At 74.4% G+C, this 26,325-nt stretch carries 22 protein-coding genes; 18 read left to right on the forward strand and 4 right to left on the reverse strand.

Annotated elements, in window-relative coordinates:
- Positions 1 to 13: 13 nt before the first annotated feature.
- The gene (locus B073_RS0120705) at positions 14 to 205 is read right to left on the reverse strand and encodes a hypothetical protein (RefSeq protein WP_018539994.1); all 192 of its coding nucleotides are present in this window, start codon (positions 203 to 205) and stop codon (positions 14 to 16) included.
- Between the two features lie 506 nt (positions 206 to 711).
- On the opposite strand from B073_RS0120705, the gene B073_RS0120710 reads away from it, so the two are divergent.
- The 6 genes from B073_RS0120710 to B073_RS0120735 all read left to right on the forward strand — a co-directional run bounded on the left by B073_RS0120710 (position 712) and on the right by B073_RS0120735 (position 7,782).
- Complete coding sequence (locus B073_RS0120710) at positions 712 to 1,881, forward strand: FAD-dependent oxidoreductase (protein ID WP_018539995.1); 1,170 nt, start codon at positions 712 to 714, stop codon at positions 1,879 to 1,881.
- Positions 1,882 to 2,005: 124 nt separating this feature from the next.
- Positions 2,006 to 2,770, forward strand: a complete 765-nt coding sequence (locus B073_RS0120715) for a VOC family protein (protein WP_018539996.1) — start codon at positions 2,006 to 2,008, stop codon at positions 2,768 to 2,770.
- Positions 2,771 to 2,911: 141 nt separating this feature from the next.
- Positions 2,912 to 3,394, forward strand: coding sequence for a hypothetical protein (locus tag B073_RS0120720; RefSeq protein ID WP_018539997.1), 483 nt, complete (start codon positions 2,912 to 2,914; stop codon positions 3,392 to 3,394).
- A gap of 213 nt (positions 3,395 to 3,607) precedes the next feature.
- The gene (locus tag B073_RS0120725) at positions 3,608 to 4,807 is read left to right on the forward strand and encodes an acyl-CoA dehydrogenase family protein (protein ID WP_018539998.1); all 1,200 of its coding nucleotides are present in this window, start codon (positions 3,608 to 3,610) and stop codon (positions 4,805 to 4,807) included.
- 23 nt (positions 4,808 to 4,830) lie between these two features.
- Positions 4,831 to 5,685, forward strand: a complete 855-nt coding sequence (locus tag B073_RS40540) for an oxygenase MpaB family protein (RefSeq protein ID WP_018539999.1) — start codon at positions 4,831 to 4,833, stop codon at positions 5,683 to 5,685.
- Between the two features lie 108 nt (positions 5,686 to 5,793).
- A complete protein-coding gene (locus B073_RS0120735; RefSeq protein WP_018540000.1) occupies positions 5,794 to 7,782 on the forward strand; it encodes a serine/threonine-protein kinase in 1,989 nt (662 codons plus the stop codon).
- A 43-nt stretch (positions 7,783 to 7,825) separates the two neighbouring features.
- Here B073_RS0120735 and B073_RS0120740 read toward each other — a convergent pair whose 3' ends face one another.
- Entirely contained in the window at positions 7,826 to 9,130 is a 1,305-nt protein-coding gene (locus tag B073_RS0120740) for a glycoside hydrolase family 27 protein (protein ID WP_018540001.1), read from the reverse strand.
- 194 nt (positions 9,131 to 9,324) lie between these two features.
- On the opposite strand from B073_RS0120740, the gene B073_RS0120745 reads away from it, so the two are divergent.
- The 5 genes from B073_RS0120745 to B073_RS0120765 all read left to right on the forward strand — a co-directional run bounded on the left by B073_RS0120745 (position 9,325) and on the right by B073_RS0120765 (position 16,291).
- A complete protein-coding gene (locus B073_RS0120745) occupies positions 9,325 to 10,914 on the forward strand; it encodes a phytoene desaturase family protein (RefSeq protein ID WP_018540002.1) in 1,590 nt (529 codons plus the stop codon).
- Positions 10,915 to 10,968: 54 nt separating this feature from the next.
- Entirely contained in the window at positions 10,969 to 12,087 is a 1,119-nt protein-coding gene (locus B073_RS0120750) for an NAD(P)H-dependent flavin oxidoreductase (RefSeq protein ID WP_018540003.1), read from the forward strand.
- A 57-nt stretch (positions 12,088 to 12,144) separates the two neighbouring features.
- Positions 12,145 to 13,695 carry an acyl-CoA synthetase gene (locus B073_RS0120755; RefSeq protein WP_018540004.1) on the forward strand — a complete coding sequence of 517 codons (1,551 nt, stop codon included), beginning with the start codon at positions 12,145 to 12,147 and terminating at the stop codon, positions 13,693 to 13,695.
- A 108-nt stretch (positions 13,696 to 13,803) separates the two neighbouring features.
- Positions 13,804 to 15,423: a fatty acyl-CoA synthetase gene (locus tag B073_RS0120760; protein ID WP_018540005.1), complete on the forward strand. Its 1,620-nt coding sequence runs from the start codon at positions 13,804 to 13,806 to the stop codon at positions 15,421 to 15,423.
- Between the two features lie 67 nt (positions 15,424 to 15,490).
- A complete protein-coding gene (locus B073_RS0120765; RefSeq protein WP_018540006.1) occupies positions 15,491 to 16,291 on the forward strand; it encodes a VOC family protein in 801 nt (266 codons plus the stop codon).
- Positions 16,292 to 16,360: 69 nt separating this feature from the next.
- On the opposite strand, the gene paaK is transcribed toward B073_RS0120765, so the two are convergent.
- Complete coding sequence (gene paaK / locus B073_RS0120770; RefSeq protein WP_018540007.1) at positions 16,361 to 17,698, reverse strand: phenylacetate--CoA ligase PaaK; 1,338 nt, start codon at positions 17,696 to 17,698, stop codon at positions 16,361 to 16,363.
- Between the two features lie 121 nt (positions 17,699 to 17,819).
- Here paaK and B073_RS0120775 point away from each other — a divergent pair, with 121 nt between their 5' ends.
- The 3 genes from B073_RS0120775 (at position 17,820) to B073_RS0120785 (ending at position 20,193) form a co-directional block, all read left to right on the forward strand.
- The gene (locus tag B073_RS0120775; protein WP_018540008.1) at positions 17,820 to 18,518 is read left to right on the forward strand and encodes an alpha/beta fold hydrolase; all 699 of its coding nucleotides are present in this window, start codon (positions 17,820 to 17,822) and stop codon (positions 18,516 to 18,518) included.
- A gap of 176 nt (positions 18,519 to 18,694) precedes the next feature.
- Positions 18,695 to 19,318 (forward strand): gamma subclass chorismate mutase AroQ, encoded by a 624-nt coding sequence (aroQ, locus tag B073_RS0120780; RefSeq protein WP_018540009.1) that lies wholly within the window; start codon positions 18,695 to 18,697, stop codon positions 19,316 to 19,318.
- A 170-nt stretch (positions 19,319 to 19,488) separates the two neighbouring features.
- On the forward strand, positions 19,489 to 20,193 hold the full coding sequence (locus tag B073_RS0120785; protein ID WP_018540010.1) for a hypothetical protein: 705 nt from the start codon (positions 19,489 to 19,491) through the stop codon (positions 20,191 to 20,193).
- A 142-nt stretch (positions 20,194 to 20,335) separates the two neighbouring features.
- On the opposite strand, the gene B073_RS0120790 is transcribed toward B073_RS0120785, so the two are convergent.
- Positions 20,336 to 21,964, reverse strand: a complete 1,629-nt coding sequence (locus B073_RS0120790) for an acyl-CoA synthetase (RefSeq protein WP_018540011.1) — start codon at positions 21,962 to 21,964, stop codon at positions 20,336 to 20,338.
- 162 nt (positions 21,965 to 22,126) lie between these two features.
- Between B073_RS0120790 and B073_RS0120795 the strand changes: the two genes are divergently transcribed.
- From B073_RS0120795 to B073_RS0120810, 4 genes are read left to right on the forward strand one after another with little or no spacing between them, the layout of a single operon-like run.
- The gene (locus B073_RS0120795; protein ID WP_051094103.1) at positions 22,127 to 22,972 is read left to right on the forward strand and encodes a crotonase/enoyl-CoA hydratase family protein; all 846 of its coding nucleotides are present in this window, start codon (positions 22,127 to 22,129) and stop codon (positions 22,970 to 22,972) included.
- 24 nt (positions 22,973 to 22,996) lie between these two features.
- Positions 22,997 to 24,079, forward strand: a complete 1,083-nt coding sequence (locus B073_RS0120800) for a Zn-ribbon domain-containing OB-fold protein (RefSeq protein ID WP_018540013.1) — start codon at positions 22,997 to 22,999, stop codon at positions 24,077 to 24,079.
- Positions 24,079 to 25,125: a thiolase domain-containing protein gene (locus B073_RS0120805; RefSeq protein WP_018540014.1), complete on the forward strand. Its 1,047-nt coding sequence runs from the start codon at positions 24,079 to 24,081 to the stop codon at positions 25,123 to 25,125. The genes B073_RS0120800 and B073_RS0120805 overlap by 1 nt, the downstream gene beginning before the upstream one ends.
- The gene (locus tag B073_RS0120810) at positions 25,122 to 26,303 is read left to right on the forward strand and encodes a thiolase domain-containing protein (protein WP_018540015.1); all 1,182 of its coding nucleotides are present in this window, start codon (positions 25,122 to 25,124) and stop codon (positions 26,301 to 26,303) included. Before B073_RS0120805 ends, B073_RS0120810 begins: the two co-directional genes overlap by 4 nt.
- Positions 26,304 to 26,325: the final 22 nt, after the last annotated feature.

Here is a 26,325-nt window from a genome sequence, read left to right on the forward strand (position 1 = left end):
CCAGTCTGCGGGCTCAGTCGGGCGGCTCGGGCGCCGGGTGGTCGCCGGGCCGGGCGCCGGGCGGCTCCTCGGGGGCCGACTCGTCCGACTCGTCCGGCTCCTCCGGCGGCTCCGCCTCGGGGTCGGGCGTCCCCGGATCGCGCGGCACCGGCCGCGGCGTGGACGGCACCGCCTCCGGCCCGTCACCGGTCGTTCCCCTGTTCATGCCGGCGGCCCTCCCTTCTGGGTGGTTCCATCCTGCGTCGATCTGCTGCCCGCCGCCCCTTTCGGCAAACCGGCCGCCGCACAACACCTTGCCGTCGCCGAGCCGTCCGCCGGTCTGTCCACCCGTCGGGCGGTGCACCCGGGGCCCGCCCCGAACCCGGCCTCGTCCCGGCAGCCCCCGCGATCACCGGCCCCTCCCGTCCACCGACGACACCGGCCACGCCCACCGGACCGCACCCCACCGCGTATCGCACCGCCCGGCACCCTGCACCGCGCCGCACCGCGCCAACGTCCCCGCCCCGCAGCCTCGTTGATGCCGCCCCGCGCCTTCCCAGACCGCGCCCGGGCCACCCCCGGACCAGCCCGGGACCACCCCGGGCCTCCCCGGACCGGCCCGTCCGCCGGCACCGATCGCATCTTCCGGGCGGCTGTGCTCCTCTGGAAGCGAGGACGGCCCCGGTGCGGGAGACGGGCCGCGGGCCGAGGAGTACCGAGGAGCGCCGCGCCATGCCCCCCACCACCTTCCGTATCGCGATCATCGGCGCCGGTCCCGGCGGGCTGCTCTGCGCCCGGGTGCTCCAGCGGTACGGGGTGCCGGTGACCGTCTTCGAGCGGCAGCTCGGCCCGGTGGGGTCCGCGCCCGGCGGTCCGCTGGAGCTGCGGCCGGCGAGCGGGCAGGCGGCGCTGCGCGCGGCCGGGCTGGAGAAGGAGTTCCGCGCCGCGGCCCGGCCCGCCGGACAGGAGGTGCGGCTGCTGGACCGCACCGGCGCGGTGCTCGACCAGGACGTCCCGGCGCCCGGCCCGGCCGCGGAGCGCCCCGAGATCGGCCGGCACGAGCTGCGCCGGCTGCTGGCGGACGCGCTCGCGCCCGGCACCGTCCGGTGGGGCCGGTATCTGCGGACGCTGCACCCGCGCGGCGGCGGCCGGCACCAGGCCGTCTTCGACGACGGCGAAACGGCCACCTTCGACCTGGTCGTCGGCGCCGACGGGACCTGGTCCCGGGTGCGGCCGCAGCTGTCCGAGGCGGTCCCGCACTACTCCGGCGTGACCTTCGTCGAGACCGGCCTCCACGACGTCGACACCCGGCACCCGGCGCTCGCCCGGCTGGTCGGCCGCGGCACCATGATGGCGCTGTCCGGGCCCCGGGGCCTGCTCGCCCGGCGCGACGGCCGCGGCCGGATCCGGGTCTACGCGGCCTTCCGCTGCTCCGAGGACTGGGCCCGGGAGGCGGGGGTGAACACCGCCGACACCGAGGCGGTCCGCGCCGCGCTGCTGGCCGCGTTCGACGGCTGGCACGACGGGCTGCGGGCGCTGCTGCGGGACAGCGACGACGGCTTCGCCACCCGCCCGCTGTTCGCGCTGCCGGTCCCGCACACCTGGCCGCACACCCCGGGCCTGACGCTGCTGGGCGACGCCGCGCACCTGATGACCCCGCTCACCGGCCCGGGCGCCGACCTGGCCCTGCGGGACGGCTGTGAGCTGGCCCGGCACCTCGCCGAGGCGCACACCTGGCAGACCGACCCGGACCAGGCGGTCCGGGCGTACGAGGCGGCACTCTTCCCCCGCTCGGCGGCCGCCGCGGCAGCCGCCGCCCACGACCTGGACACCGCACTCGCCCCGGAGGCCCCGCGCTCCGCCCACCACCTGCCCCGCCGCCGGCACCCGCACCCCTCCTGACCCGGCCCGCCGCCGGGTTGCGGGCCCGCACCGCCCGTCGGACGATCGGCACCGGAGGACGCCGGGGGCGGCGCGCCCCGCGCACCGCCGGCCCGGCCCGTGGCGCCGAGGGACGGAGCAACGCGTGAAGATCACCGAGCCCACGCCCGGTGCGCCCTGCTGGGTGGAGCTGGGCACCTCGGACGTGCCCGCGGCCGCCCTCTACTACCGCGAGGTCTTCGGCTGGCACGCCGACACCGACCCGCGCCCGGAGTCCGGCGGCTACACGGTCTTCGCGGTGGGCGACGCCCGGGTCGCCGCGGCCGTCCCGCTGTACGCGCCGGGCCAGCCGACCGCCTGGACCGTCACCTTCGCCACCCCGGACGCCGAGGCGCTGGCCGAGGCGGTGACCGGTTCCGGCGGCCGGGTGCTGGTGGCGCCGCGGGACCTCTTCGACCTGGGCCGGTTCGCGGTGCTGGCCGATCCGGCGGGCGCCGCCTTCGCGGTCTGGCAGGCCCGGTCCTTCGCCGGCGCCGAGTTGCTGAACGAGTCCGGCGCGCTCGGCTGGGTCGAACTGGCCACCGGCGACGCCGAGGCCGCGGTGGCCTTCTACTCCCGGGTCTTCGGATGGACCGTCAGATCCCACGGCACCTACACCCAGTGGGGCATCGGCGGCGCCGACTTCGGGGGGATGAGCACCGTGGAGGCGCGCGACCGGGAGGACGTCCGGCCGCACTGGCTGCCGTACTTCGCGGTCGAGGCCGTCGACGCGACCGCGGCACGGGCCGCCGACACCGGCGGGATGCTGCTGATGGCGCCGACGGACGTCCCGGACGGGCCGCGGATCGCCATGCTGCGCGATCCGCAGGGCGCCGTCTTCGGCATCCACCAGACCGGTACCGAAGGCTGACCGCCCGCACCCGCGTCACACGATCGGCCGCGCAGTCGTCGTTTCACCACACTATTCGCGGTTTTTGCGCGTAATGTCCGCAACGCACCGATGGGTGGCACTGCGCGGCAACGCATCGCGCGTCAAGAACAGGAGACCCCTATGCCCACGACCGACGTCCTCGTGGCCCGAGGCAAGAAGCTCGCAGCCGGTGCGGGCGCCCTGACCACGGCTGTCGCCCTGGGGGCGACGCTGCTCGTAGCGGCTCCGGCCCAGGCCGCGCCGCACCCCCGGCCCACCCCGCAGGAGCAGCCCGCTCCCCAGGAGCAGCCCGTCCCCCAGATGGAGTCCGGTCAGGACTACGCCTACGGCAGCGTGACCGCCGCGCGCGGGATGAACGAGCGCGAGTACCCCAGCACCGACTCGTCGTCCAAGGGTTACCTCCGCAACGGCGGCCGGATCTACCTGGTCTGCAAGGTCCGCGCCCAGAGCATCCGCGGCAACGACCTCTGGTACCTGATCCGCGGCAGCCGCCGGACCTGGATCGCGGCCAAGCACGTGGCGAACCACGGCAACGTCCGGTACTGCAAGGACGTGCACCGCGACCGCGCCCAGCCGAACGACGAATACCGGTACGCCGGCTGACGCCGCCCCGCGCGGCGTTCCGAACGGGCCCGGCCCGGCACCCCTCCAGGTGCCGCGCCGGGCCTCTCGCGTACCCGCGCCCGACCGGTCACCGCCCTTCCGTATTACTGGAACGCGTTCTACTGTGCCCCCGACCGCGGAATCCGACGGGTCGTCAGCACCCGGCGGCCGCCGGCGACGGAACGAGTGGACCGGACGACTGGTGGAGGGGCCGTGCACCTGGACTACACCCCGGAACAGCAGCGACTGCGCACCGAACTGCGCGCATACTTCGGCGAGTTGGTACCGGACAACGCCTACGCCAGGTACGCCGACCCGGCCGACCGGAAGCGCTTCTACCGCGACACCGTGCGCCGGCTCGGCGCCGACGGCTGGCTGGGCGTGGGCTGGCCCAAGGAGTACGGCGGGCGCGGCATGACGCCCATGGAGCAGTTCATCTTCTTCGACGAGGCGGCCCAGGCCGGGGTGCCGCTGCCGCTGATGGCGCTGAACACCGTCGGACCCACCCTCATGCGGTTCGGCACCGAGGAGCAGAAGGCGTACTTCCTGCCCCGGATCCTCTCCGGCGAGCTCGACTTCGCGATCGGCTACAGCGAACCGGACGCCGGCACCGACCTGGCCGCCCTGAAGACCCGCGCGGTGCGCGAGGGCGACGAGGAGACCGGCCACTACGTCGTCAACGGCCAGAAGATCTGGACCACCAACGGCGACACCGCCGACTGGGTCTGGCTGGCGGTGCGCACCGGCCCCGTCGAGGAGGGGGTGCCACCCCACAAGGGCATCACCATGCTCCTGGTCCCCACCAGCGACCCCGGCTACTCCTGCACCGTGATCAACACCCTGGCCTCGCACGACACCACCGCCAGCTACTACGAGAACATCACCGTCCCCGCCACCCGCCGCGTGGGCCAGGAGAACCAGGGCTGGCGGATCATCACCAACCAGCTCAACCACGAGCGGGTCACCCTCGCCGCCCACGGCACCATGGCCGTCCGCGCCCTCCACGACGTCCGGCGCTGGGCGGCCGGCACCAAGCTCGCCGACGGCCGACGGGTCATCGACCTGGGCTGGGTGCGCGGGCGGCTGGCCCGCACGCACGCCAGGCTGGAGGCCATGAAGCTGCTGAACTGGCGGATGGTCGACGCCCTCCAGCAGGGCACGCTGACCCCCCAGGACGCCTCCGCCGTCAAGGTCTACGGCTCCGAGGCCCGCCGGGACGCCTACGCCTGGCTGATGGAGGTGGCCGGCGCGGTCGGACCGCTGCAGGAGGGCTCGGCCGGCGCGGTCCTCCACGGCGAACTGGAGCGCGGCTACCGCTCCGCGGTCATCTTCACCTTCGGCGGCGGCAACAACGAGATCCAGCGCGAGATCATCTCGTGGATCGGCCTGGGCATGCCCCGGGTGCGGCGCTGACCGGCCGGCGGGAGGCGAGGCCGATGGCAGACGACCCCGGGCTCTTCGGGCCCCGCTCGGTGACCTGGCAGCTGCACGCGGACCCGATGATGTGGATCGCGGGCGTCCGCGCGCTCTACCTCCAGGCGCTGCACCCGCGCGCGGTGCGCGGCGTCCTGCAGAACTCCGCCGCCTTCGGCATGGACGAGCGGGGCCGGCGGGACGCCTGGGGGCGGCTGATGCGCACCGCCGACTTCGTCGGCACCCTCACCTACGGCACCACCGACGCCGCCGAACGGGCCGGTGCCGCGGTCCGCGACCGCCACCGCCGGCTGACCGCCACCGACCCGGACACCGGCGAGCCCTACCGGATCGACGCGCCGGAGCTGCTGCTGTGGGTGCACTGCGCCGAGGTCGACTCCTACCTCCAGGTGCTGCGCCGCTCCGGCCATCCGCTCGCCGACCAGCAGGCCGACCGCTACCTCGACGAACAGCGCGCCAGCGCCCGGCTCGTCGGCCTGGACCCGGACACCGTCCCCGGCGACACGGCCGCGCTCGCCGCCTACTTCGACCGGATGCGCCCGGTCCTCGCGCCGACCCCGGAGGCCCGCCAGGTCGACGCCTTCCTGCGGCGCCCGCCGATCGCGGCCCCGCTCCTCCCGGCCCGCGCCCTGCTCTGGCGGCCGGTGGCCGAGCTGGCCTACGAGGCGCTGCCCCTCTACGCCCACCGGCTCTACGGGCGGCCGGCGCCGCCGCCCGCCATCGTCACCCGGCGGCTGCGCAGAACCGGCCGGCTGCTGCGCGCGGTCCCGGCCGGGGTCCGCTGGCAGCTGCCACCACGGCATGTCCTGCGGGCGGTGGCCAGGCTGGGCCCGGACGCGCGGCCCTTCCGGCCCTGACCCCTCGGACAGGCCCTACAAGCCCGCCCACTGGGCCGCCATACTGGACGGGCACGGCACACAGGGGGATCCACGCGGCTGAACGCGGGAGCGGGGGCGGCGACAGGGATGGCGGAGCACAGTCTTGTCCAGGGGCGTTACCGACTGCTCGACACCATCGGACGGGGCGGCATGGGGGAGGTGTGGCGGGCCCGCGACGAGTCGCTGGGCCGGCTGGTCGCCGTCAAGTGCCTCAAACCGATGGGGGAGCGGCAGGAACCAGGTTTTGTGCGGGTACTGCGGGAGCGCTTCCGCCGCGAGGCCCGGGTCGCGGCCGCGCTCCAGCACCGCGGCATCACCGTCGTGCACGACTTCGGGGAGGACGACGGCATCCTCTTCCTCGTCATGGAGCTGCTGAACGGCCGCAACCTCAGCCAGCTGCTGGACGACAACCGGCGCCAGCCGCTGCCCGTCCCGGACGTCGTCGAGATCGCCGAGCAGATCGCCGCGGCCCTGGCCTACACCCACGAACAGGCCGTGGTGCACCGGGACCTGAAACCGGCCAACATCGTGCGGACCACCGACGGCACGGTCAAGATCTGCGACTTCGGCATCGCCCGGCTCGGCCACGACATCGGCTTCACCACCCGGCTCACCGGCACCGGCATCGCCATGGGCAGCCCGCACTACATGTCGCCCGAGCAGATCGGCGGCGGCACCGTCGACCACCGCAGCGACCTGTACTCCCTGGGCTGCGTGCTCTACGAAATCGCCACCGGCGCCCCGCCGTTCGCCCAGGGCGACGCCTGGGCGGTGCTGGTCGGCCACCGCGACACCGCCCCGGACCCGCCGCGCGCGGTCCGCCCCGACCTGCCCGAGGCGTACGAGCGGATCGTCCTCGACCTGCTCGCCAAGGAGCCGGACGAACGGCCGCGGGACGCCGGCGAACTCGCCAAGCGCCTGGCGGACGCCCGCCACCGCCGCACCCCCCGGGGCGCCGGCCCGGCACCGGACGACCTGACGGTGCCCGCCCCGCGGCTGCCGTCCTGGACCCGCGGGATCACCGCCGGCCCCCCGGCCGCCGGCACCCGGCCACCGCACCGCCCCGCGGCCGACCCGGCGTTCGCGGTCCTCACCGACGTCTGGACCCCGCCCGGCGACCCGCTGCGCGGTGAGGCGTCACCGGCCCTCGGCCCCGACCGCCCGGCCCCGCCCGGAGACCACCACGCCCTCCTCGCCACGCTGGCCGGACGGCTGGCGCAGGCCCACGCGCTGGCCGCGGCGGACCGGCACTTCGAGGCCCAGGAGCTGCGCACCGAGGTGCTGGCCGTCCGCGAGCGGCTGCTCGGCCCGGACCACCCCGACACCCTCGGCTGCCGCCACGACCTCGCGGTCGGCCTCGGCCGGCTGGGCCGTCTGGAGGAGTGCCGCACCGCCGCCCGCGAGGTCGCCGAGGCCCGCGCCCGGGTGCTCGGCGCCCACCACCCCGACACCCTCGCCACCCGCTGGCAACACGCCTTCGTCTCGGGGCAGTTGGGGCGCTGGGCGGAGGCGCTGACGGCGTATCAGGAGGTGGCCGCGGGACGCGCCGCCGCGCTCGGCCCGGACCACCCGGACACCCTCGCCGCCCGCTACGAGACCGGCGTCGCGCTGGGCCGGCTGGGCCGCAGCGCGCAGGCGCTGGCCCACTACCGCGACCTGGTGGCGGCCCGCACCCGCGCCCACGGCCCGCACGACCCGGAGACCCTCCGCGCCCGGCACGGCCTGGGCGTCAACTACGGCCGCCAGGACCGCTGGCCGGAGGCCCTGGCCGAGGCCCGGGAGGTCGCCGCGGCCCGCGCCCGGGTGCTCGGCGCCGACCACCCGGACACCCTGGCCAGCCGCCGCGAGACCGCCGTGGCACTGGGCCGGCTCGGCCGCTGGGCCGAGGCCCTGGACGTCCACCGCCAGGTCGCCGACGCCCGCGCCCGGGTCCTGGGTGCGGCCCACCTCGACGCCCTGGCCAGCCGCGGCGAACAGGCCCAGTGCCTGGCGCGGCTGGGCCGGACGGACGAGGCGGACGCCCTCCACCTCCGGGTCGCGGCGCTGCGCCGGGAGCGCGCCGGACACCGGCGGTAGCGGGCGTCCGCGCAGCCCCGCCGCGGTGCGCGGGGCCGCCTGCTCAGTGCTCCGGCCGGACCCGGAAGAGCACCGTGGCGTGCGGCGGGATGTTCCGGGCGATGATCGTCCGGTCGGTCCGGGCGGTGCGCCCGGTGACGAGGTCGCGCGCCACGTAGGAGCGGGCCCTCGGCAGTCCGGCGGCGCCCGCCGTGATGGACAGCGTGCGGGCCGTGCCGCCCCCGTTGAACAGCGCGATCGCCTGGTCGCCGTTGCGCAGCGGCTTGGTCAGCACCATCCCGTCGCCGTCCTGCTGCACGATGTGGCCCTGGACGCCCAGCGGGTCCTGGTCGACCGCGATCACCTCGCGGTTGCCCAGGATCGCCAGCGCCTCCGGCGACAGCTTGCCCAGGTCGGTGCTGGAGATCAGCGGCGCGGCCATCATCGCCCACAGCGACATCTGGCTCTGCATCTCGTTCCGGCCCAGCCCGGAGTCGCCCACCAGCAGGAAGTCCGGGTCGTTCCAGCGCCCGGGGCGCTGGAGGTCGGCGAGGTTGGCGTTGTAGCGGAAGTTGCCGTTGATGGACGCCCACTTCGCGGCCGGGGTGCTCGACTGCAGCGCGATGTCCGCCCCGCCCCGCCACAGGTTGCCCAGCTCCGCGGACCACCGGATGACCTTGTGCCAGACCGCGTCACCGGCGAACTGGAAGTAGGCCGGCGCCGAGACCGAGAAGACGATGCGCCGCCCGGTGGCTCGCAGCGCCCGGCTCTGCTGGGTGTAGAGGGCGTGGTACGCCTGCTCCTTGGTCTGCCCCTTGGGCACCGGGACGTTGCAGCCGTCCGCCTTGAGGTAGTCCACCCCCCAGCTCGCGAAGAGCTTGGCGTCCGGCTCGAAGTGCCCATAGCTGCCAGGGTACTTGCCGCAGGTCAGCGTTCCGACGTCCTCGTAGATGCCGAACTTCAGCCCCATCTTGTGGAGTTCCCGCCCGAGGTGCGCCATGCCGTGCGGGAACTTCGCGGGGTCGGCGACCAACTCGCCCTTGGCGCCGCGCTGCTTGGCCATCCAGCAGTCGTCGACGGTGACCGTGCGATAGCCCTTGTGCGCCAGTCCGCTGCGGACCAGGGCCCGGGCGTTGTCCAGGACCACCTGCTCGTTGAGGCCGCCGCACTGGTAGTACGACCAGTTGTTCCAGCCCATCGGGGGTGTCGGGGTCAGGTTGGGGTACCCGGAGTCCGGTCTGGCGCCGGGCGCGCGGGACGGGGCGGCGGAGGCGGGGGCGGTGGCCGAGAGCGCTGCCGCCGAGCAGGCGGTGACGGCGACGATTCCGGCGAGGGTGCGGCCGATGCGGGATACCGACGGATGGGACACAAGTCACCTCACGTGGTGGGTGGGCCGGCCGGGAAGAACGACCGACAGGGCGGTTCCAGGGCGCGCAGGGCCGGACGCTAGAAGTCATCTGATGACCGGTCAAGAAGACGCACCGGCCGGAACAAACGATTCATTCCGCCGCCGCCGCGCGTTTCCTCCCTGGCGGCGGCCGAACCTCCGTGCTACCAAGAGGCATGCCGGAACGGACTTCATACGACGCCGTCATCGTCGGCGGCGGGCACAACGGGCTGGTGGCCGCCGCGTACCTCGCCCGCGCCGGGCGCAGCGTGCTGGTGCTGGAGCGGCTGGACCGCACCGGCGGCGCCGCCGTCTCCACCCGGGCGTTCCCCGGGATCGACGCCCGGCTGTCCCGCTACTCCTACCTCGTCAGCCTGCTCCCGCCGAAGATCGTCCGGGACCTCGGCCTCCGCTTCGCGGTCCGCAAGCGCACCGTCTCCTCCTACACCCCCGTCGTGCGCGCCGGCCGCCCCACCGGCCTGCTGGTCGGCGGCGGAACGGCCCGCACCCGCGCCTCCTTCGCCCGACTCACCGGCTCCGACCGGGAGTTCACCGCCTGGCAGGACTTCTACGGCGCCACCCGCCGGCTCGCCGAGAAGGTCTTCCCCACCCTCACCGCACCGCTCCCCACCCGCGCGGCCCTGCGCGCCCGGGTCGGCGACGACGCCACTTGGCACGCCCTCTTCGAGCGCCCCCTGGGCGAGCTGATCGAGGCGACCTTCCACGACGACCTGGTGCGCGGCGTGGTCCTCACCGACGGGCTGATCGGCACCTTCGCCACCGCCCACGACCCGACGCTGCGTCAGAACCGGTGCTTCCTCTACCACGTCATCGGCGGCGGCACCGGCGACTGGGACGTCCCCCTGGGCGGGATGGGCGCCCTGACCGACGCGCTCGCCGACGCCGCCCGCCGGGCCGGCGCCGAGATCGTCACCGGCTGTCCGGTCACCGCGCTGGCCACCGACGGCCGCACCGCGGAGGTCACCACCGCGGAGGGCGGCACGATCGGCGCCCGCCATGTGCTCGTCAACGCCGCGCCCCGGGAACTGGCCCGGCTGCTCGGCGAGCCCGCGCCGCCCCCCGTCGAGGGCGCCCAGCTGAAGGTGAACATGCTGCTCACCCGGCTGCCCCGGCTCCGCGACCCGCACACCGACCCGCGCGAGGCGTTCTCCGGGACCTTCCACATCGCCGAGGGATACGGCCAGTTGGAGACCGCCCACCGGGAGGCCGCGGCCGGCCGGCCGCCCACCGCGCCGCCCGCCGAGATCTACTGCCACTCCCTGACCGACCCCTCCATCCTGGGCGCCGACCTGGTCCGCCGGGGCTACCACACCCTCACCCTCTTCGGACTGCACACCCCCGCCCGGCTGTTCGCCACCGACCACGACGGCACCCGCGACCGGCTGCTGGCCGCCACCCTCGGCCAGCTCGACGCGCACCTCGCCGAACCGCTCGCCGACTGCCTGGCCCGGGACGCCGACGGCCGCCCCTGCGTCGAGGCCCGCACCCCGCTCGACCTCGACCGCGAACTGGGCCTGCCCGGCGGCAACATCTTCCACCGCGAGCTGGCCTTCCCGTTCGCCGAGGACGCGGACACCCTCACCACCGCCCCGGCCCGCTGGGGCGTCGCCACCGGCCACGCCAACGTCCTGCTGTGCGGCGCGGGCGCGCTGCGCGGCGGCGGAGTCAGCGGCATCCCCGGCCACAACGCGGCGATGGCGGTACTGGAGGAACCGGGGTATCCGCGGGAGCCGGCCATCTTCTGACGTAGCATCAGAAAATCTCTTCCCTCGTGCGGCCCGCTGCGGCATCCTGCGCCCATGCAGACGGAGCTGAGCAACGCGCTGGGCGTCGAGCACGCCGTCTTCGGGTTCACGCCCTTTCCCGCGGTGGCCGCGGCGATCACCCGGGCCGGCGGGTTCGGGGTGCTCGGCGCGGTCCGCTACACCGCCCCCGGCGAACTGGCCCGCGACCTCGACTGGATGCAGGAGCACACCGACGGACTGCCCTACGGCCTCGACGTGGTGATGCCGGCCAAGAAGGTCGAAGCCCCGGAAAATCAGACACTGACCGAGGCCGACGTCGAGGCGATGATCCCCGAGGCGCACCGCCGCCATGTCGCGGCGCTCCTGGAGAAGTACGACGTGCCCCCGCTCCCGCCCGGTGAGCCGTCCGGATGGCGGATCACCGGCTGGATGGAGCAGGTCGCCCGCAGTCAGCTCGACGTGGCCTTCGACTACCCTCTCACCCTCCTCGCCAACGCCCTCGGCTCCCCGCCCGCGGACGTGATCGCGCGCGCCCACGACCACGGCATACGGGTCGCCGCGCTGGCCGGCAGCCCGCGCCACGCACTGCACCACAAGGCCGCCGGGATCGACATCGTCGTCGCCCAGGGATACGAGGCCGGCGGCCACACCGGCGAGATCGCCACCATGGTGCTCACCCCGGAAGTGGTGGCCGCCGTCGACCCCTTGCCGGTGCTGGCCGCCGGCGGCATCGGCACCGGCGAGCAGATCGCCGCCGGCCTCGCACTGGGCGCCCAGGGCGTCTGGCTCGGCTCGATCTGGCTCACCACCGAGGAGGCCGACCTGCACTCCCGGCGGCTGACCGCGAAACTGCTCGCCGCCGGCCCCGGCGACACCGTCCGCTCCCGCGCCCTGACCGGCAAGCCCGCCCGCCAGCTCCGCACCGCCTGGACGGACGCCTGGGACGACCCCGACGGCCCCGGCACCCTCCCGATGCCGCTCCAGGGCCTGCTGGTCGCCGAGGCCAACTCCCGTATCCAGCGGCACGAGGTCGAGCCGCTGCTCGGCACCCCGGTCGGCCAGATCGTCGGCCGGATGACCACCGAACGCAGCGTCCAGGCCGTCTTCGACGACCTCACCCGCGGCTTCGAGCGGGCCATCGACCGGATCAACCGCATCGCCGGCCGCGCCTGACCGCCGGTCCCCGTGCCGCCGACCGCCCCACCGCCACCGCCCGAGGAGGACCCGACCATGCCCGACACCCCCAACGGCTTCTGGGCACAGGCCACCGCCGACCCCGGCCGGACGGTCCTGATCGCCCCGGACGGCGAGGAGTGGACCGCCGGCCGGCTGCACGCCGCCGCCAACCGCCTCGTCCACGGGCTGCGCGCGGCCGGCCTGGAACGCGGCGACGCCTTCGCCGTGGTGCTCCCCAACGGCGTGGAGTTCTTCACCGCCTACCTCGCCGCCTCCCAGGCCGGCTTCTACCTCGTACCGGTCAACCACCACCTGGTCGGCCCGGAGATCGCCTGGATCGTCGCCGACTCCGGCGCCAAGGTGCTGATCGCCCACGAGCGGTTCGGCGAGGCCGCCCGGCAGGCCGCCGACGAGGCGGGACTGGCCGCCGAGCGCCGCTACGCCGTCGGCACCGTCGCCGGCTTCCGCCCCTACCCCCGACTCCTCGACGGACAGCCGGAGTCCGCGCCTGCCGAGCGGACCCTGGGCTGGGTGATGAACTACACCTCCGGCACCACCGGCCGCCCCCGCGGCATCCGCCGTCCGCTGCCCGGCAAGCCCCCCGAGGAGACCTACCTCGGCGGCTTCCTCGCCATCTTCGGCATCCGGCCGTTCGACGACAACGTCCACCTGGTCTGCTCGCCGCTCTACCACACCGCCGTCCTGCAGTTCGCCGGAGCCTCCCTGCACATCGGCCACCGCGTCGTCCTGATGGACAAGTGGACGCCACAGGAGATGCTGCGCCTGATAGAGCGGCACCGGTGCACCCACACCCATATGGTCCCCACCCAGTTCCACCGCCTGCTCGCCCTCCCCGAGGAGGTCCGCGGCGGCTACGACGTCTCGTCGATGCGGCACGCCATCCACGGCGCCGCGCCCTGCCCCGACCACGTCAAACGCGCCATGATCGACTGGTGGGGCGGCTGCGTCGAGGAGTACTACGCGGCCAGCGAGGGCGGCGGCGCCTTCGCCACCGCCGAGGACTGGCTGAAGAAGCCCGGCACGGTCGGCCGCGCCTGGCCGATCAGCGAACTGGCGGTCTTCGACGACGACGGCAACCGGCTGCCGGCCGGTCAACTGGGCACCGTCTACCTGAAGATGACCACCGGCGGCTTCGCCTACCACAAGGACGAGGACAAGACCCGGAAGAACCGCATCGGCGACTTCTTCACCGTCGGCGACCTCGGCTACCTCGACGAGGACGGCTATCTCTTCCTCCGCGACCGCAAGATCGACATGATCATCTCCGGCGGGGTCAACATCTACCCCGCCGAGATCGAGTCGGTGCTGCTCGCCCATCCGGCCGTCGCCGACGCCGCCGCCTTCGGTGTCCCGCACGACGACTGGGGCGAGGAGGTCAAAGCGGTCGTCGAACCCGCCGACGGCCACCGCGCCGGACCCGAACTGGCCGCCGAGCTCCTCGACCACTGCGCCCGCCGGCTCGCCGGCTACAAACGCCCCCGCTCCGTCGACTTCACCACCACCCTGCCCCGCGACCCCAACGGCAAGCTCTACAAGCGGCGGCTGCGCGACCCGTATTGGCAGGGCCGGGAGCGCGCCGTGTGACCGCACCGCCGTACACCGGAGGCCCCCGGCTGCGGAACGCCCCCGCGGCCGTGACCCGCCCGCGTCCGCCGCCTTGACCGGCCCCCGGGCGCGCTCCAGGATCGCCGCATGACGGATGCCACGGGCGCGGCGGGCGCGCGGAACAACACGGTCGACGGGATCCTGCGGCGCAGCGCGAGCCGGGTGCCGGAGCGGACGGCGGTCCGGTACGCGGACCGCAGCTGGAGCTACCGGGCGCTGGACGACGCGGTGACCGCCGCCGCGCGGGTGCTGCGGGCCGAGGGGCTGCGTCCGGGGGACCGGGTGGCGTCCTACGGCCACAACTCCGACGCCTATCTGATCGGCTTCCTGGCCTGCGCCCGCGCCGGGCTGGTGCACGTCCCGGTCAACCACGGCCTGGCCGGCGAGGAACTGGGCTACCTCCTGGCGCAGTCCGGCAGCGCCCTGGTGCTCACCGACACCGCGCTGGCGGCCCGGCTGCCGGACGGCACCCGCGCGGTGCCGCTGCACGGGGCGCCGGACGGGCTGCTGGAGCGGCTGGCGGAACAGCCGGCGGAGCGGGCGGCGGCCGGCGGCCCGGCCGGTGCGGACGCGCCGCCCGAGGTGTCCGACGACGCCCTCGTCCAGCTGCTCTACACCTCCGGCACCACCGCGCTCCCCAAGGGCGCGATGATGACCCACCGGGCCCTGGTGCACGAGTACACCAGCGCGATCGTCGCCCTCGACCTGAAGGAGAGCGACCGTCCCGTCCACTCGCTGCCGCTCTACCACTCCGCGCAGATGCATGTCTTCCTGCTGCCCTATCTGGCGGTGGGCGCGGAGAACACCATCCTGGACGGGCCCGACCCGGAGCGGATCTTCGCGCTGGTCGAAGCGGGCCGCGCGGACAGCCTGTTCGCCCCGCCCACGGTGTGGATCGCGCTCGCCAACCACCCCGGCTTCGCCGTCCGGGACCTCGGCGAGCTGCGCAAGGCGTACTACGGCGCCTCGATCATGCCGGTGCCCGTACTGGAACGGCTCCGCGCCCGGCTGCCGCACCTGGCCTTCTACAACTGCTTCGGGCAGAGCGAGATCGGCCCGCTGGCCACCGTCCTCGGCCCGGACGAGCACGAGGGCCGGATGGACTCCTGCGGCCGTCCGGTGCTGTTCGTCGAGGCGCGGGTGGTGGACGAGGAGGGCCGGGAGGTGCCGGACGGCACCCGGGGCGAGATCGTCTACCGCTCGCCGCAGTTGTGCACCGGCTACTGGGACAAGCCGGAGGAGACCGCGGAGGCGTTCCGGGACGGCTGGTTCCGCTCCGGGGACCTCGCCGTCCGGGACGCGCAGGGCTACTTCACGGTGGTCGACCGGGTCAAGGACGTCATCAACTCCGGTGGGGTGCTGGTCGCCTCGCGCCAGGTGGAGGACGTGCTCTACACGCATCCGCAGGTCGCCGAGGTCGCCGTCATCGGGCTGCCGGACGAGCGGTGGATCGAGGCGGTGACCGCGGTGGTGGTCCGGCGCACCGCCACCGCGGACCGGACCGACGAGGCCGAGGGGGCCGACGAGGCCGAGGGGAACGGTGTGGTGGGGGAGGCCGAGCTGATCGACGCGGCGCGGGCCCGGCTGGCGCCGTTCAAGGTGCCCAAGCGGGTGGTGTTCGTGGACGCGCTGCCGCGCAACGCCAGCGGCAAGGTCCTCAAGCGTGCGCTGCGCGAGCGGTTCGGGAGCGGCGGAGCGGCGCGCTGAGGGCCGTTGTCAGTGCCCCCTGCCAAGCTGGGAAACGCCACTGACCAGAACGTGATCGGAGTACCTCATGCTGACGACCGACTTCGTCCCCGGCACACCGAACTGGCTCGACCTCGGCGCCCCCGACGTCGACGCCGCCGCGGCGTTCTACTCCGCGGTGCTCGGCTGGACCTTCCAGTCGGCCGGCCCGGAAGGCGGCGGCTACGGCTTCTTCCAGGTCGACGGCAGGACGGTCGCCGCGGTCGGCCCGTGTCAGGAAGAGGGCGCGAGCCCGGCCTGGACGCCGTACTTCCACACCGCGGACGCGGAGGCCACCTGCAAGGCGGTGGAGCAGGCCGGCGGCCGCGTCCGGGTCCCGCCGATGGACGTCTTCACCGCCGGCCGGCTGGCCCAGCTCACCGACCCCACGGGCGCCGACTTCGCCGTCTGGCAGCCGGGTGACGTCAAGGGCCTGGACGCGGTCATGGAGTCCAACACCCTGTGCTGGACGGAGCTTTACACCACCGACGCCGCCGCGGCCAAGGAGTTCTACCGCTCGGTGTTCTCGTGGACCTACCAGGACATGCCGATGGGCGGCGACGGGGTCTACAGCGTCGCCTCGGCGCCCGGCGCCGGCCGTGGGGACGACACCGCGCACGGCGGCATCCTGCAGCTCCAGCAGATGCATCTGGACGCCGGTTCGACATCGGAGTGGCACCCGTACTTCGGCGTCACCGACGTCGACGCCGTCTACCGCAGCGCCACCGAGCACGGCGCCACGCCGCTGATCGCGCCGATGGACGCGTCCGGCGTCGGCCGGCTGGCGATGGTGACGGACCCGGCCGGCGCGCCCTTCGCGGTGATCAAGGGGGACCCGACGATGCCCTGACGACGGGGAGGAGGGAAGGCGGGAAGACCGGACGGCAGGAAGACGGGACGACCGGACGACGGTCCGGCGTCAGGCTTCCCGGCGGGCGTCCACAAGGCGCTTGAACTTCCCGACCGAGCGCTCCAGGGTCTCCGGATCGACGATCTCGACGTCGACGGTCACGCCGATGCCCTCCTTGATGCCGCGGGCGATCAGGCCGACGGCGGCCGCCCGGTCGTCCGCCGTGGCGTCCGGCCGGGCCTCCGCGCGGACGGTCAGCTGGTCCAGCCGGCCCTCGCGGGTCAGCCGCAGCTGGAAGTGGGGGGCCACGCCCGGTGTGCGCAGCACGATCTCCTCGATCTGGGCGGGGAAGAGGTTGACCCCGCGCAGGATGATCATGTCGTCGCTGCGCCCGGTGACCTTCTCCATCCGGCGGAAGGCCGGGCGGGCGGTGCCGGGCAGCAGCCGGGTCAGGTCCCGGGTGCGGTAGCGGACGACGGGCATGGCCTCCTTGGTCAGCGAGGTGAGGACCAGCTCGCCGTGCGCACCGTCCGGCAGTACCTCCCCGGTGATCGGGTCGACCACCTCCGGGTAGAAGTGGTCCTCCCAGATGTGCAGTCCGTCCTTGGTCTCCACGCACTCCTGCGCCACGCCGGGGCCCATCACCTCCGACAGGCCGTAGATGTCCACGGCGTCGATGGCGAACCGCTCCTCGATCTCCCGGCGCATCTCCTGCGTCCAGGGCTCGGCGCCGAAGATGCCCACCTTCAGCGAGGTCGAGCGGGGATCGACGCCCTGCCGCTCGAACTCGTCGAGCAGGGTGAGCATGTAGGAGGGCGTGACCATGATGATCTCGGGGCGGAAGTCCTGGATGAGCTGCACCTGACGGCTCGTCATCCCGCCGGAGGCCGGGACGACCGTGCACCCGAGCCGCTCCGCGCCGTAGTGCGCGCCGAGGCCGCCGGTGAACAGCCCGTAGCCGTAGGAGACATGGACGGTGTGCCCGGGGCGGCCGCCGGCCGCGCGGATCGACCGGGCCACCAGGTCCGCCCAGTCCGACAGGTCCCGCTCGGTGTAGCCGACGACCGTCGGCCGCCCGGTGGTGCCGCTGGAGGCGTGCAGCCGCCGCACGCGCTCCTTGGGGACGGCGAACATCCCGAACGGATAGTGCGCCCGCAGGTCGTCCTTGACGGTGAACGGGAAGCGGGCCAGGTCCGCCGTCGAGCGGCAGTCCTCCGGCCGCACCCCGCCCCGGTCGAACGCCGCGCGGTAGAAGGGGACGTGCTCGTAGGCGTGCCGCAACGAGTGCTGCAGCCGGGTGAGTTGGAGCGCGTGCAGGGCGTCCGCCGAGAGTCGTTCGGCGTCGTCGCACCAGTCGGCCCCGCAGGCCCCGTCGATCGCCCCGCTGTCCGTCGCCGCTTCCGGCATGGATCTCACCGCCTCGTCTCCCTACCGATCATTCGGTAGTCGCGTGCGGATCCAAGTAATCAGCGCGCGGCGAACACGTCAAGGGGCGTGCCGCGGACGGCCCACGGGTAGCGTCGGACGCATGGGTGACGTACGGAAGGTGCAGGTCGGTGACGTCCAGCTGGCATACCGCGAATGGGGCGAGGCGGACGCGCCCCCGGCGGTGCTGCTGCACTGCCTCGGGGAGGACGGTGAGGACTGGCGCGGCGTGGTCGGCCGACTGGCCACCACACACCGGGTCTTCGCCCTCGACCAGCGCGGCCACGGCCGCAGCGACTGGCCGGGGGAGTACGGCTTCGAGCGCTGGCGCGACGACGCCATCGGCTTCGTCCAGGCGCTCGGCCTCGCCCCGGTCACGCTGATCGGCCACTCCCTGGGCGCCACCGCCGCCCTGCTGCTGGCCGCCCACCGTCCGGAGCTGGTCGCGCAGCTGATCGCGGAGGAGCCGGCCCCGCCGATCCCCGCCGACCCGCCGCAGCAGGTCCCCGAGCCGCCGCCCGGCCCTCCGCTCTTCGACTGGCGGGCCAAGCTCGCCGCCGTCGCCGAGCGGAACGCCCCCGCCCCGCAGTGGCGCGAGGCCCTGCCCGGCATCACCGCCCCGACCCTCGTCATCGCCGGCGGCCCCACCAGCCACATCCCCCAGCACCACCTCGCCGAGCTGGCCGGTGCCATCCCCGCCGCCCGGCTGGTCACCGTCGAGGACGCCGGCCATCTCGTCCACGAGGAGCGGCCGGGTGCGTACCTGGCGGCGGTGACCTCGTTCCTGGCGGGGAGTGGGTGAGCGCGTACGAGCTTTCTGGGCCGGATGCCTGACGGGACGTCAATTCCTGGTGCTGGTGACGGGTGTCGGCCGGCGCCGGGCGGCCGTAAGCTCCCAGCGTCCGCACCACCCCGCGGCCCGTGCGCCGCGCGCCGGGCCGCGGTCTTTCGGGAAGTCGAGAAAGGCTCGCTGTGCAGATGACGACTTCGATCCGCCGTGCGCTGCTCGCCGGGACCGCGGCCGCGGTGCTGTTCGCCGGGGCCGGGAGCGCCGTCGCGGCGCCCGCCGCCGGGGACGTGCGGCCGGCCGCCGGGCCGGTCGGTGCCGGGCCCGCGCTGGCCGGGCAGCTCCGGCCGCTCGCCGCGCTCTCCGCCGACCGGCTGGCCACCGCCGACCTCGTGGCCGCGGCGAAGTGGGGGACCGGCAGCCCGATCGACGACCCGGCCCGGGAGCGCGAGGTACTGGCCGCGGTGGCCGCCCAGGCCCGGCAGTTGGGCGCCGACCCGGAGGCGACGGTGCGGATCTTCCGGGACCAGATCGAGGCCAGTAAGCTCGTCCAGCGCGGGCTGCACCGGCGCTGGGCGGCGGACCCCGCGCAGGCGCCCACCAACCGACCGGACCTCACCCGGGTCCGAGCGAAGATCAACCGGATCAACGGGGAACTCGTCCGGGCCATCGCCGCGTCCCCGCAGGCCCGTACGGCGCCGGGCTGCGTGCCGCGGCTGACGGTGTCCGCGCTCCGAGTGGGGCACAAGCGGCACCTGGACCTCCTGCACGCGGCGGGACTCGCCCGGTCGCTGCGCTCGGTCTGCGGGGGTTAGGGCGCTTCTGACGGATCTCCGCGGCGTCGCGTAACCCGTGCGCGTTCTTCCTGCGCACAGCCGTATTAGCCGGATGTTAGCGGAGCGGCAGCCCGGCAATAGTGGCCCCGGTCAGAGTGGGGGACGTACCGAGGAGACACCGACCCAGACCGCCCCGGGGGGACCTGAGAATGAGCTCCAGCAGCACCGTACGCACCGCTCGTCGCCGCACTCTGCGCGTGGCTGCCGCGGCCCTGACGGCAGCCGCCGCCCTCGGCCTGACCGCCTGCTCCGGCTCGGACGCCGCCGGCGCGAAGCCCGCGGGCCACCCGGCCGCCGTCGCCGAGTCCAGCGGCGCGGGTTCCCCGGCCGCGGTGCGGGGGTCCGAGTCCCGGGCGGACTCCGGCGCGAAGGGCGTGGCCAAGGCGGGCGCCGCGGGCAAGCGGTCGGGCGGTTCGCACGACGCCGCGACCAAGGCGGCCGCCCCGGCCCGTACCCAGACCCTGCCGGACGGCAGCAAGGCCGAGATCTACCGGCTCGGTGCCCAGCACTACCGCGCCAAGATCGTCAGCCGCGGTGCGGTCCTGGCGACGCTGGAGACGCAGGGGACCGACGCCGGGCTCGACGCCAACGACATGTTCGTCGTGCTCACGTTGGACGGCCAGGTCCACGCCTGGATGGGCGGCGGACACCAGGGACCGCGCACCTTCAAGGTCGCGGGCGGCTGGACCGTCAAGGTCAGGAAGCTCGGCGAACTGCACTACCGCGCGGACATCATCGGCAACGACGACTCGGTGGACGGCACCCTGGAGACGAAGGGGCACGACGCCGGGGGCGTCGCCAACGGCGTGTACATGGTGCTCAGCAACGGCGGTGTGCTCAGCGCCCACGCGTAAGCGTCCGCCCGGATGCGCGGTGGAGCCACCTCCGGCGGGGCGGCTCCACCGGCGCGGCGGTGGCGGCGTTCGGGTGACCCGTCCGCCCGCCCCGCCGGTTCGTCCGGCCGCCGAGCCCGCGTACCGGCCCGTGCCGCCCGCTTCACGCCTCGCGTTCTCCCGCCGCCACCGCCTTCGCCCAGCGGTAGTCCGCCTTGCCGCTGGGCGACCGCTGGATGCGGTCGGTGAAGACGACCTGGCGCGGCACCTTGTAGCCGGCCAGATGGGCCCGGCAGTGCGTCTGGAGCGTGGCGAGGTCCAACGGACCGGCGTCCGGCCGGAGTTGGACGACGGCGGCGACCCGGCTGCCCCAGCGGTCGTCGGGCACACCGGCCACCAGCGCGTCATAGACGTCCGGATGCGCCTTCAGGGCCTGCTCGACCTCCTCCGGGTAGATCTTCTCCCCGCCGGAGTTGATGCACTGCGAGCCGCGGCCCAGCACCGTGACGATGCCGTCCGCGCCGACGGTGGCCATGTCGCCGAGCAGCACCCACCGGTCGCCGTCCGCCTCGAAGAACGTCTCGGCGGTCTTCACCGGGTCGTTGTGGTAGCCGAGCGGGACATGGCCGCGCAGCGCCAGCCGGCCCGGCTCGCCGACCGCGGCCGGGTGGTGGGTGGCCGGGTCCACCACCGCGATACGGGAGTTGACCTGGAGGCGGAAGCCCCGGTTCGGGCCCGCGTCGGCCGTGGCGGTGCCGTTGAAACCGGACTCCGAGGAGCCGAAGTTGTTCAGCAGCACCGCGTTCGGCACCAGCGCGCCGAACTGGGCGCGGACGGTGTCGGAGAGCACCGCCCCGGAGCTGCTGACGCTGAAGAGGGACGAGCAGTCGGTCCCCTTGAGCGGCCCGGCCAGCGCGTCCACCAACGGCCGCAGCATCGCGTCGCCCACCAGGGAGACGCTGGTGACCCGCTCCCGCTCGATGGTGCGCAGCACTTCCTCCGGCACGAACTTGCGGTGCACGACGACCTTCTGGCCGAAGTGGAAGCCGATGAACGCGGTGAGCATCGAGGTGCCGTGCATCAGCGGCGGCGTCGGGAAGAACACCAGGCCCTCGCCGCCGGCCGCGACCCGCTCGGCCAGTTCCTGGGGGCGGCCGACCGGCTCGCCGGTGGGGGCGCCGCCGCCCATCCCGGAGAAGAAGATGTCCTCGTGCCGCCACACCACGCCCTTGGGCATGCCGGTGGTCCCGCCGGTGTAGATGACGATCCGGTCGTCGGCGGAGCGCGGCCCGAAGCCGCGGTCGGGGGAGCCGGCCGCCGCGGCCGCCGCCAGCGGCACCGGCGCGAGCGACGGCTCGGCGGCGCCGGCGGGCGGTGCGCCGACCCGTATCAGGTGCCGCAGCCTCGGCGCGCGCGGCAGCGCCCCGGCGACCCGGTCGGTGAACTCCGCGTCGAAGACCAGCGCCACCAGGCCGGCGTCCCGGTAGAGGTAGGTCAACTCCTCCTCTACATAACGGTAGTTGACGTTGACCGGGACGGCGCGGATCTTCAGGCAGGCGTAGACGGACTGGAGGTACTCGACGCCGTTGTAGAGGTGCAGTCCGACGTGTTCGCCGGGGCCGATGCCCTGGTCGGCGAGGTGGTGGGCCAGCCGGTTGGCGGCCCGGTCCAGCTCCGCGTAGGTCAGCCGCCGCTCCGCGCCGGTGCCCGGATGGTCGAGGTGTACCAGTGCCTCGCGGCCGGGGACGGTGTCGACGATCGACTCGAAGAGGTCGGCGAGGTTGTACTCCATGGCTCCTCCAGACCGTGCGGGCGTCGGCTGGGCGTCATTAGAGCGCCGCCGCGGAACGCAGGGAAGGGGCCCGGACAAGAAATCTGACTATGCGTCAGAAAAGCCTTGAACTCGCCGGGCGGCTACTGCAACCTGTTCTACGTCGTGAGACGGGAGGACGGAATGGGCGGGACCGAACACGCCGCGACCGCACCGGCTCGGCCGGAGGACGCGGCCACCGAACACCTCACCGTGACGCGCACCGGCGCGACACTGGTGCTCACCCTCAACCGGCCGGAGGCGAAGAACGCGCTGTCGCTGCCGATGCTGGTCGGCCTCCACGACGGCTGGCTCGCCGCCGACGCCGACGACGGCATCCGGTCGATCGTGCTGACCGGCGCCGGCGGCTCCTTCTGCGCCGGCATGGACCTCAAGGCGCTGGCCGGCGGCGGCCTGGCCGGCGACGCGTACCGGGACCGGCTGCGGGCCGACCCCGATCTGCACTGGAAGGCGATGCTGCGCCACCACCGCCCGCGCAAACCGGTGATCGCCGCCGTCGAGGGCCACTGCGTCGCCGGCGGCACCGAGATCCTCCAGGGCACCGACATCCGGGTCGCCGGCGAGAGCGCCACCTTCGGGCTCTACGAGGTCCGGCGCGGGCTGTTCCCGATCGGCGGCTCCACCGTCCGGCTGGCCCGCCAGATTCCCCGCACCCACGCCCTGGAGATGCTGCTCACCGGCCGCCCCTATCCGGCGCCCGAGGCCGCCCGGATCGGCCTGATCGGCCATGTCGTCCCCGACGGCACCGCGCTGGAGGCGGCCCTGGAGATCGCCGAACGGATCAACGCCTGCGGCCCGCTCGCCGTCGAGGCGGTCAAGGCGTCCGTCTACGAGACCGCCGGGATGACCGAGGCCGACGGGCTCGCCGCCGAACTCGCCCGCGGCTGGCCGGTCTTCGACACCGCCGACGCCAAGGAGGGCTCCCGCGCCTTCGCCGAGAAGCGCCCACCGGTCTTCCGGCGCGCCTGACCCGATCCGACCGAGGAGTCCCCCATGTCAGAGGTCCTCACCGCGCCGCTCGTCGTGGAATTCCCCTTCACCCGCTCGCTCGGCCCGGTCCAGAGCGCCTTCCTCACCGGACTGCGCGAACGCACCGTCCTCGGGGTCCGGGCCCGCGACGGCCGGGTGGTGGTGCCGCCCGTCGAGTACGACCCGGTCACCGCCGACGAACTGCGCGACCTGGTCGAGGTCGCCCCGGCCGGCACCGTCACCAGCTGGGCCTGGAACCCGTCCCCGCGCCGCGGCCAGCCGCTGGCCACGCCGTTCGCCTGGGTCCTGGTGCGGCTCGACGGCGCCGACACCGCCCTGCTGCACGCCCTCGACGCCCCCGGCCCGGACACGGTGCGCACCGGCATGCGCGTCCGGATCCGCTGGGCCGCCGAACGCACCGGCGCCATCGGGGACATCGCCTGCTTCGAGCCCGCGCGGGAGGGGGCGGGGGAGCCCGCCGAGGCGGCGGCGGGGGAGGGGGCGGGGGCACCTAGGGTGGGGGCGAACGGATCCCGTAGGGGTGACGAGGCCCCCCTGCGGGGCCACAACGCGGACGGGCGGGGGGATATTCCCGCAGGGACCGCTTTCTACCAACCACGCCCGCACAGCGGTCAGTTCGCCGAGCCGGTCACCGGGATCGTCGCGCCGGCCCGGCTCGACTACATCTACGCGCCCGGCCGCACCCAGTCCCGCTACATCCAGGGACTCGCCGAGCGGCGGACCCTCGGCGAGCGCTGCCCGGCCTGCCGCAAGGTGTACGTCCCGCCCCGTGGCGCCTGCCCCACCTGCGGGGTGGCCACCGCCGAACAGGTCGAGGTCGGCCCCCGCGGCACCGTCACCACCTTCTGCATCGTCAACATCAAGGCCCGCAACCTCGACATCGAGGTGCCCTACGTCTACGCCCATATCGCCCTGGACGGCGCCGATCTGGCGCTGCACGCCCGGATCGGCGGCATCCCCTACGACGAGGTGCGGATGGGGCTGCGGGTGGAGCCCGTCTGGACCGAGGGTGCGCGGTACCCCGACCACTACCGCCCCACCGGCGAGCCCGACGCCGACTACGACAGCTACAAGGAGCTGATCTGATGCCCGAGCCAGTGCGCGGCCCGGTGCGCGAGGTCGCCATCGTCGCCTTCGGGCAGAGCGAGCACGTCCCGGACAGCGCCGAGACCTCCGAGGTCGAGATGCTGATGCCGGTGCTGCACGACGTCCTCGCACAGACCGGACTGGAAGCCCGGGACATCGGCTTCACCTGCTCCGGCTCCTCCGACTACCTCGCCGGCCGCGCCTTCTCCTTCACCATGGCGCTGGACGGCGTCGGGGCCTGGCCGCCGATCTCCGAGTCCCACGTCGAGATGGACGGCGCCTGGGCGCTGTACGAAGCCTGGGTCAAGCTCCTCACCGGCGAGGCCGACACCGCGCTGGTCTACGCGTACGGCAAGTCCTCGCCCGGCGACCTCCGCGAGGTCCTCACCCGCCAGCTCGACCCGTACTACGTCGCCCCGCTCTGGCCCGACTCCGTGGCGCTCGCCGCCCTCCAGGCCCAGGCCCTGCTCGAGGCCGGCCTCACCGACGCCCGCGAACTGGCCGGAATCGGCGCCCGCAGCCGGGGCGGCGCGGACACCGGCCCCGGCCGGCAGGTCGTCGGACCGCTGCGCACCGGCGACTGCCCGCCGGTCGTCGACGGCGCCGCCGCGGTGATCCTCGCCGCCGGCGACACCGCCCGCCGCCTCACCGACCGCCCCGCCTGGATCCGCGGCCTGGACCACCGCATCGAGGCGCACGGCTTGGGCGTCCGCGACCTGACCGACTCGCCCTCGACCCGGCTCGCCGCCGAACGCGCCGGGGCCTTCGACGCGCCCGCCGACCTCGCCGAGCTGCACGCCCCGTTCACCTCCCAGGAAGTCGTCCTGCGCCGTGCGTTGCGCCTCGACGCACCCGGCTGCACGGTCCGCATCAACCCGTCCGGCGGCGCGCTGGCCGCCAACCCCGTGATGGCCGCCGGGCTGATCCGCCTCGGCGAGGCCGCCGCCGCCATCCGGCGCGGCGACGCGCACCGCGCCCTGGCGCACGCCACCTCGGGGCCGTGCCTGCAGCAGAACCTGGTCGCCGTCCTGGAGGGGGAGCGATGAGCAACGCAGCGACCGCGAAGGAGCCGGTGGCCGTCGTCGGCATCGGCCAGACCAAGCACGTCGCCGCCCGGCGCGACGTCTCGATCGCCGGACTCGTCCGGGAAGCGGCCCGACGCGCCCTGGACGACGCCGAGTTGAACTGGTCCGACATCGACGCGGTCGTCATCGGCAAGGCCCCCGACTTCTTCGAGGGCGTGATGATGCCGGAGCTGTACCTCGCGGACGCGCTGGGCGCCGTCGGCAAACCGATGCTGCGGGTGCACACCGCCGGCTCGGTCGGCGGCTCCACCGCCCTGGTCGCGGCCAACCTCGTCGCCGCCCGGGTGCACGGCACCGTCCTCACCCTCGCCTTCGAGAAGCAGTCCGAGTCCAACGCGATGTGGGGCCTGTCGCTGCCGGTCCCCTTCCAGCAGCCGCTGCTGGCCGGCGCCGGCGGCTTCTTCGCCCCGCACGTCCGCGCCTACATACGGCGCACCGGCGCCCCCGACACCATCGGCTCCCTCGTCGCCTACAAGGACCGCCGCAACGCCCTGAAGAACCCCTACGCCCACCTCCACGAGCACGACCTCACCCTGGAGAAGGTCCAGTCCTCGCCGATGCTCTGGGACCCGATCCGCTACTCCGAGACCTGCCCCTCCTCCGACGGCGCCTGCGCCATGGTCCTCACCGACCGGGCCGGCGCCGCCCGCGCCCCGCACCCGCCGGCCTGGGTGCACGGCGGAGCCATGCGCAGCGAACCCACCCTCTTCGCCGGCAAGGACTTCGTCTCCCCGCTCGCGGGCAAGGAGTGTGCGGCCGACGTCTACCGCCAGGCCGGGATCACCGACCCGCGCCGCCAGATCGACGCCGTCGAGATGTACGTCCCGTTCTCCTGGTACGAGCCGATGTGGCTGGAGAACCTGGGCTTCGCCGCGGAGGGCGAGGGCTGGAAGCTCACCGAGTCCGGGGTCACCGAACTCGACGGCGACCTGCCCGTCAACCCCTCCGGCGGAGTGCTCTCCACCAACCCCATCGGCGCCTCCGGAATGATCCGCTTCGCCGAGGCCGCCCTCCAGGTGCGCGGCCGGGCCGGCGAGCACCAAGTGTCCGGCGCCCGGCGGGCGTTGGGGCACGCCTACGGGGGCGGCGCGCAGTTCTTCTCGATGTGGCTGGTGGGCTCCGAGGCCCCCACCGGCTGACCCCCCGGCGCCCGCCGGACGT

Origin of the sequence: Streptomyces sp. MspMP-M5, assembly GCF_000373585.1 — a bacterium.
In the GTDB taxonomy this organism is placed as follows: Bacteria; Actinomycetota; Actinomycetes; order Streptomycetales; family Streptomycetaceae; genus Streptomyces.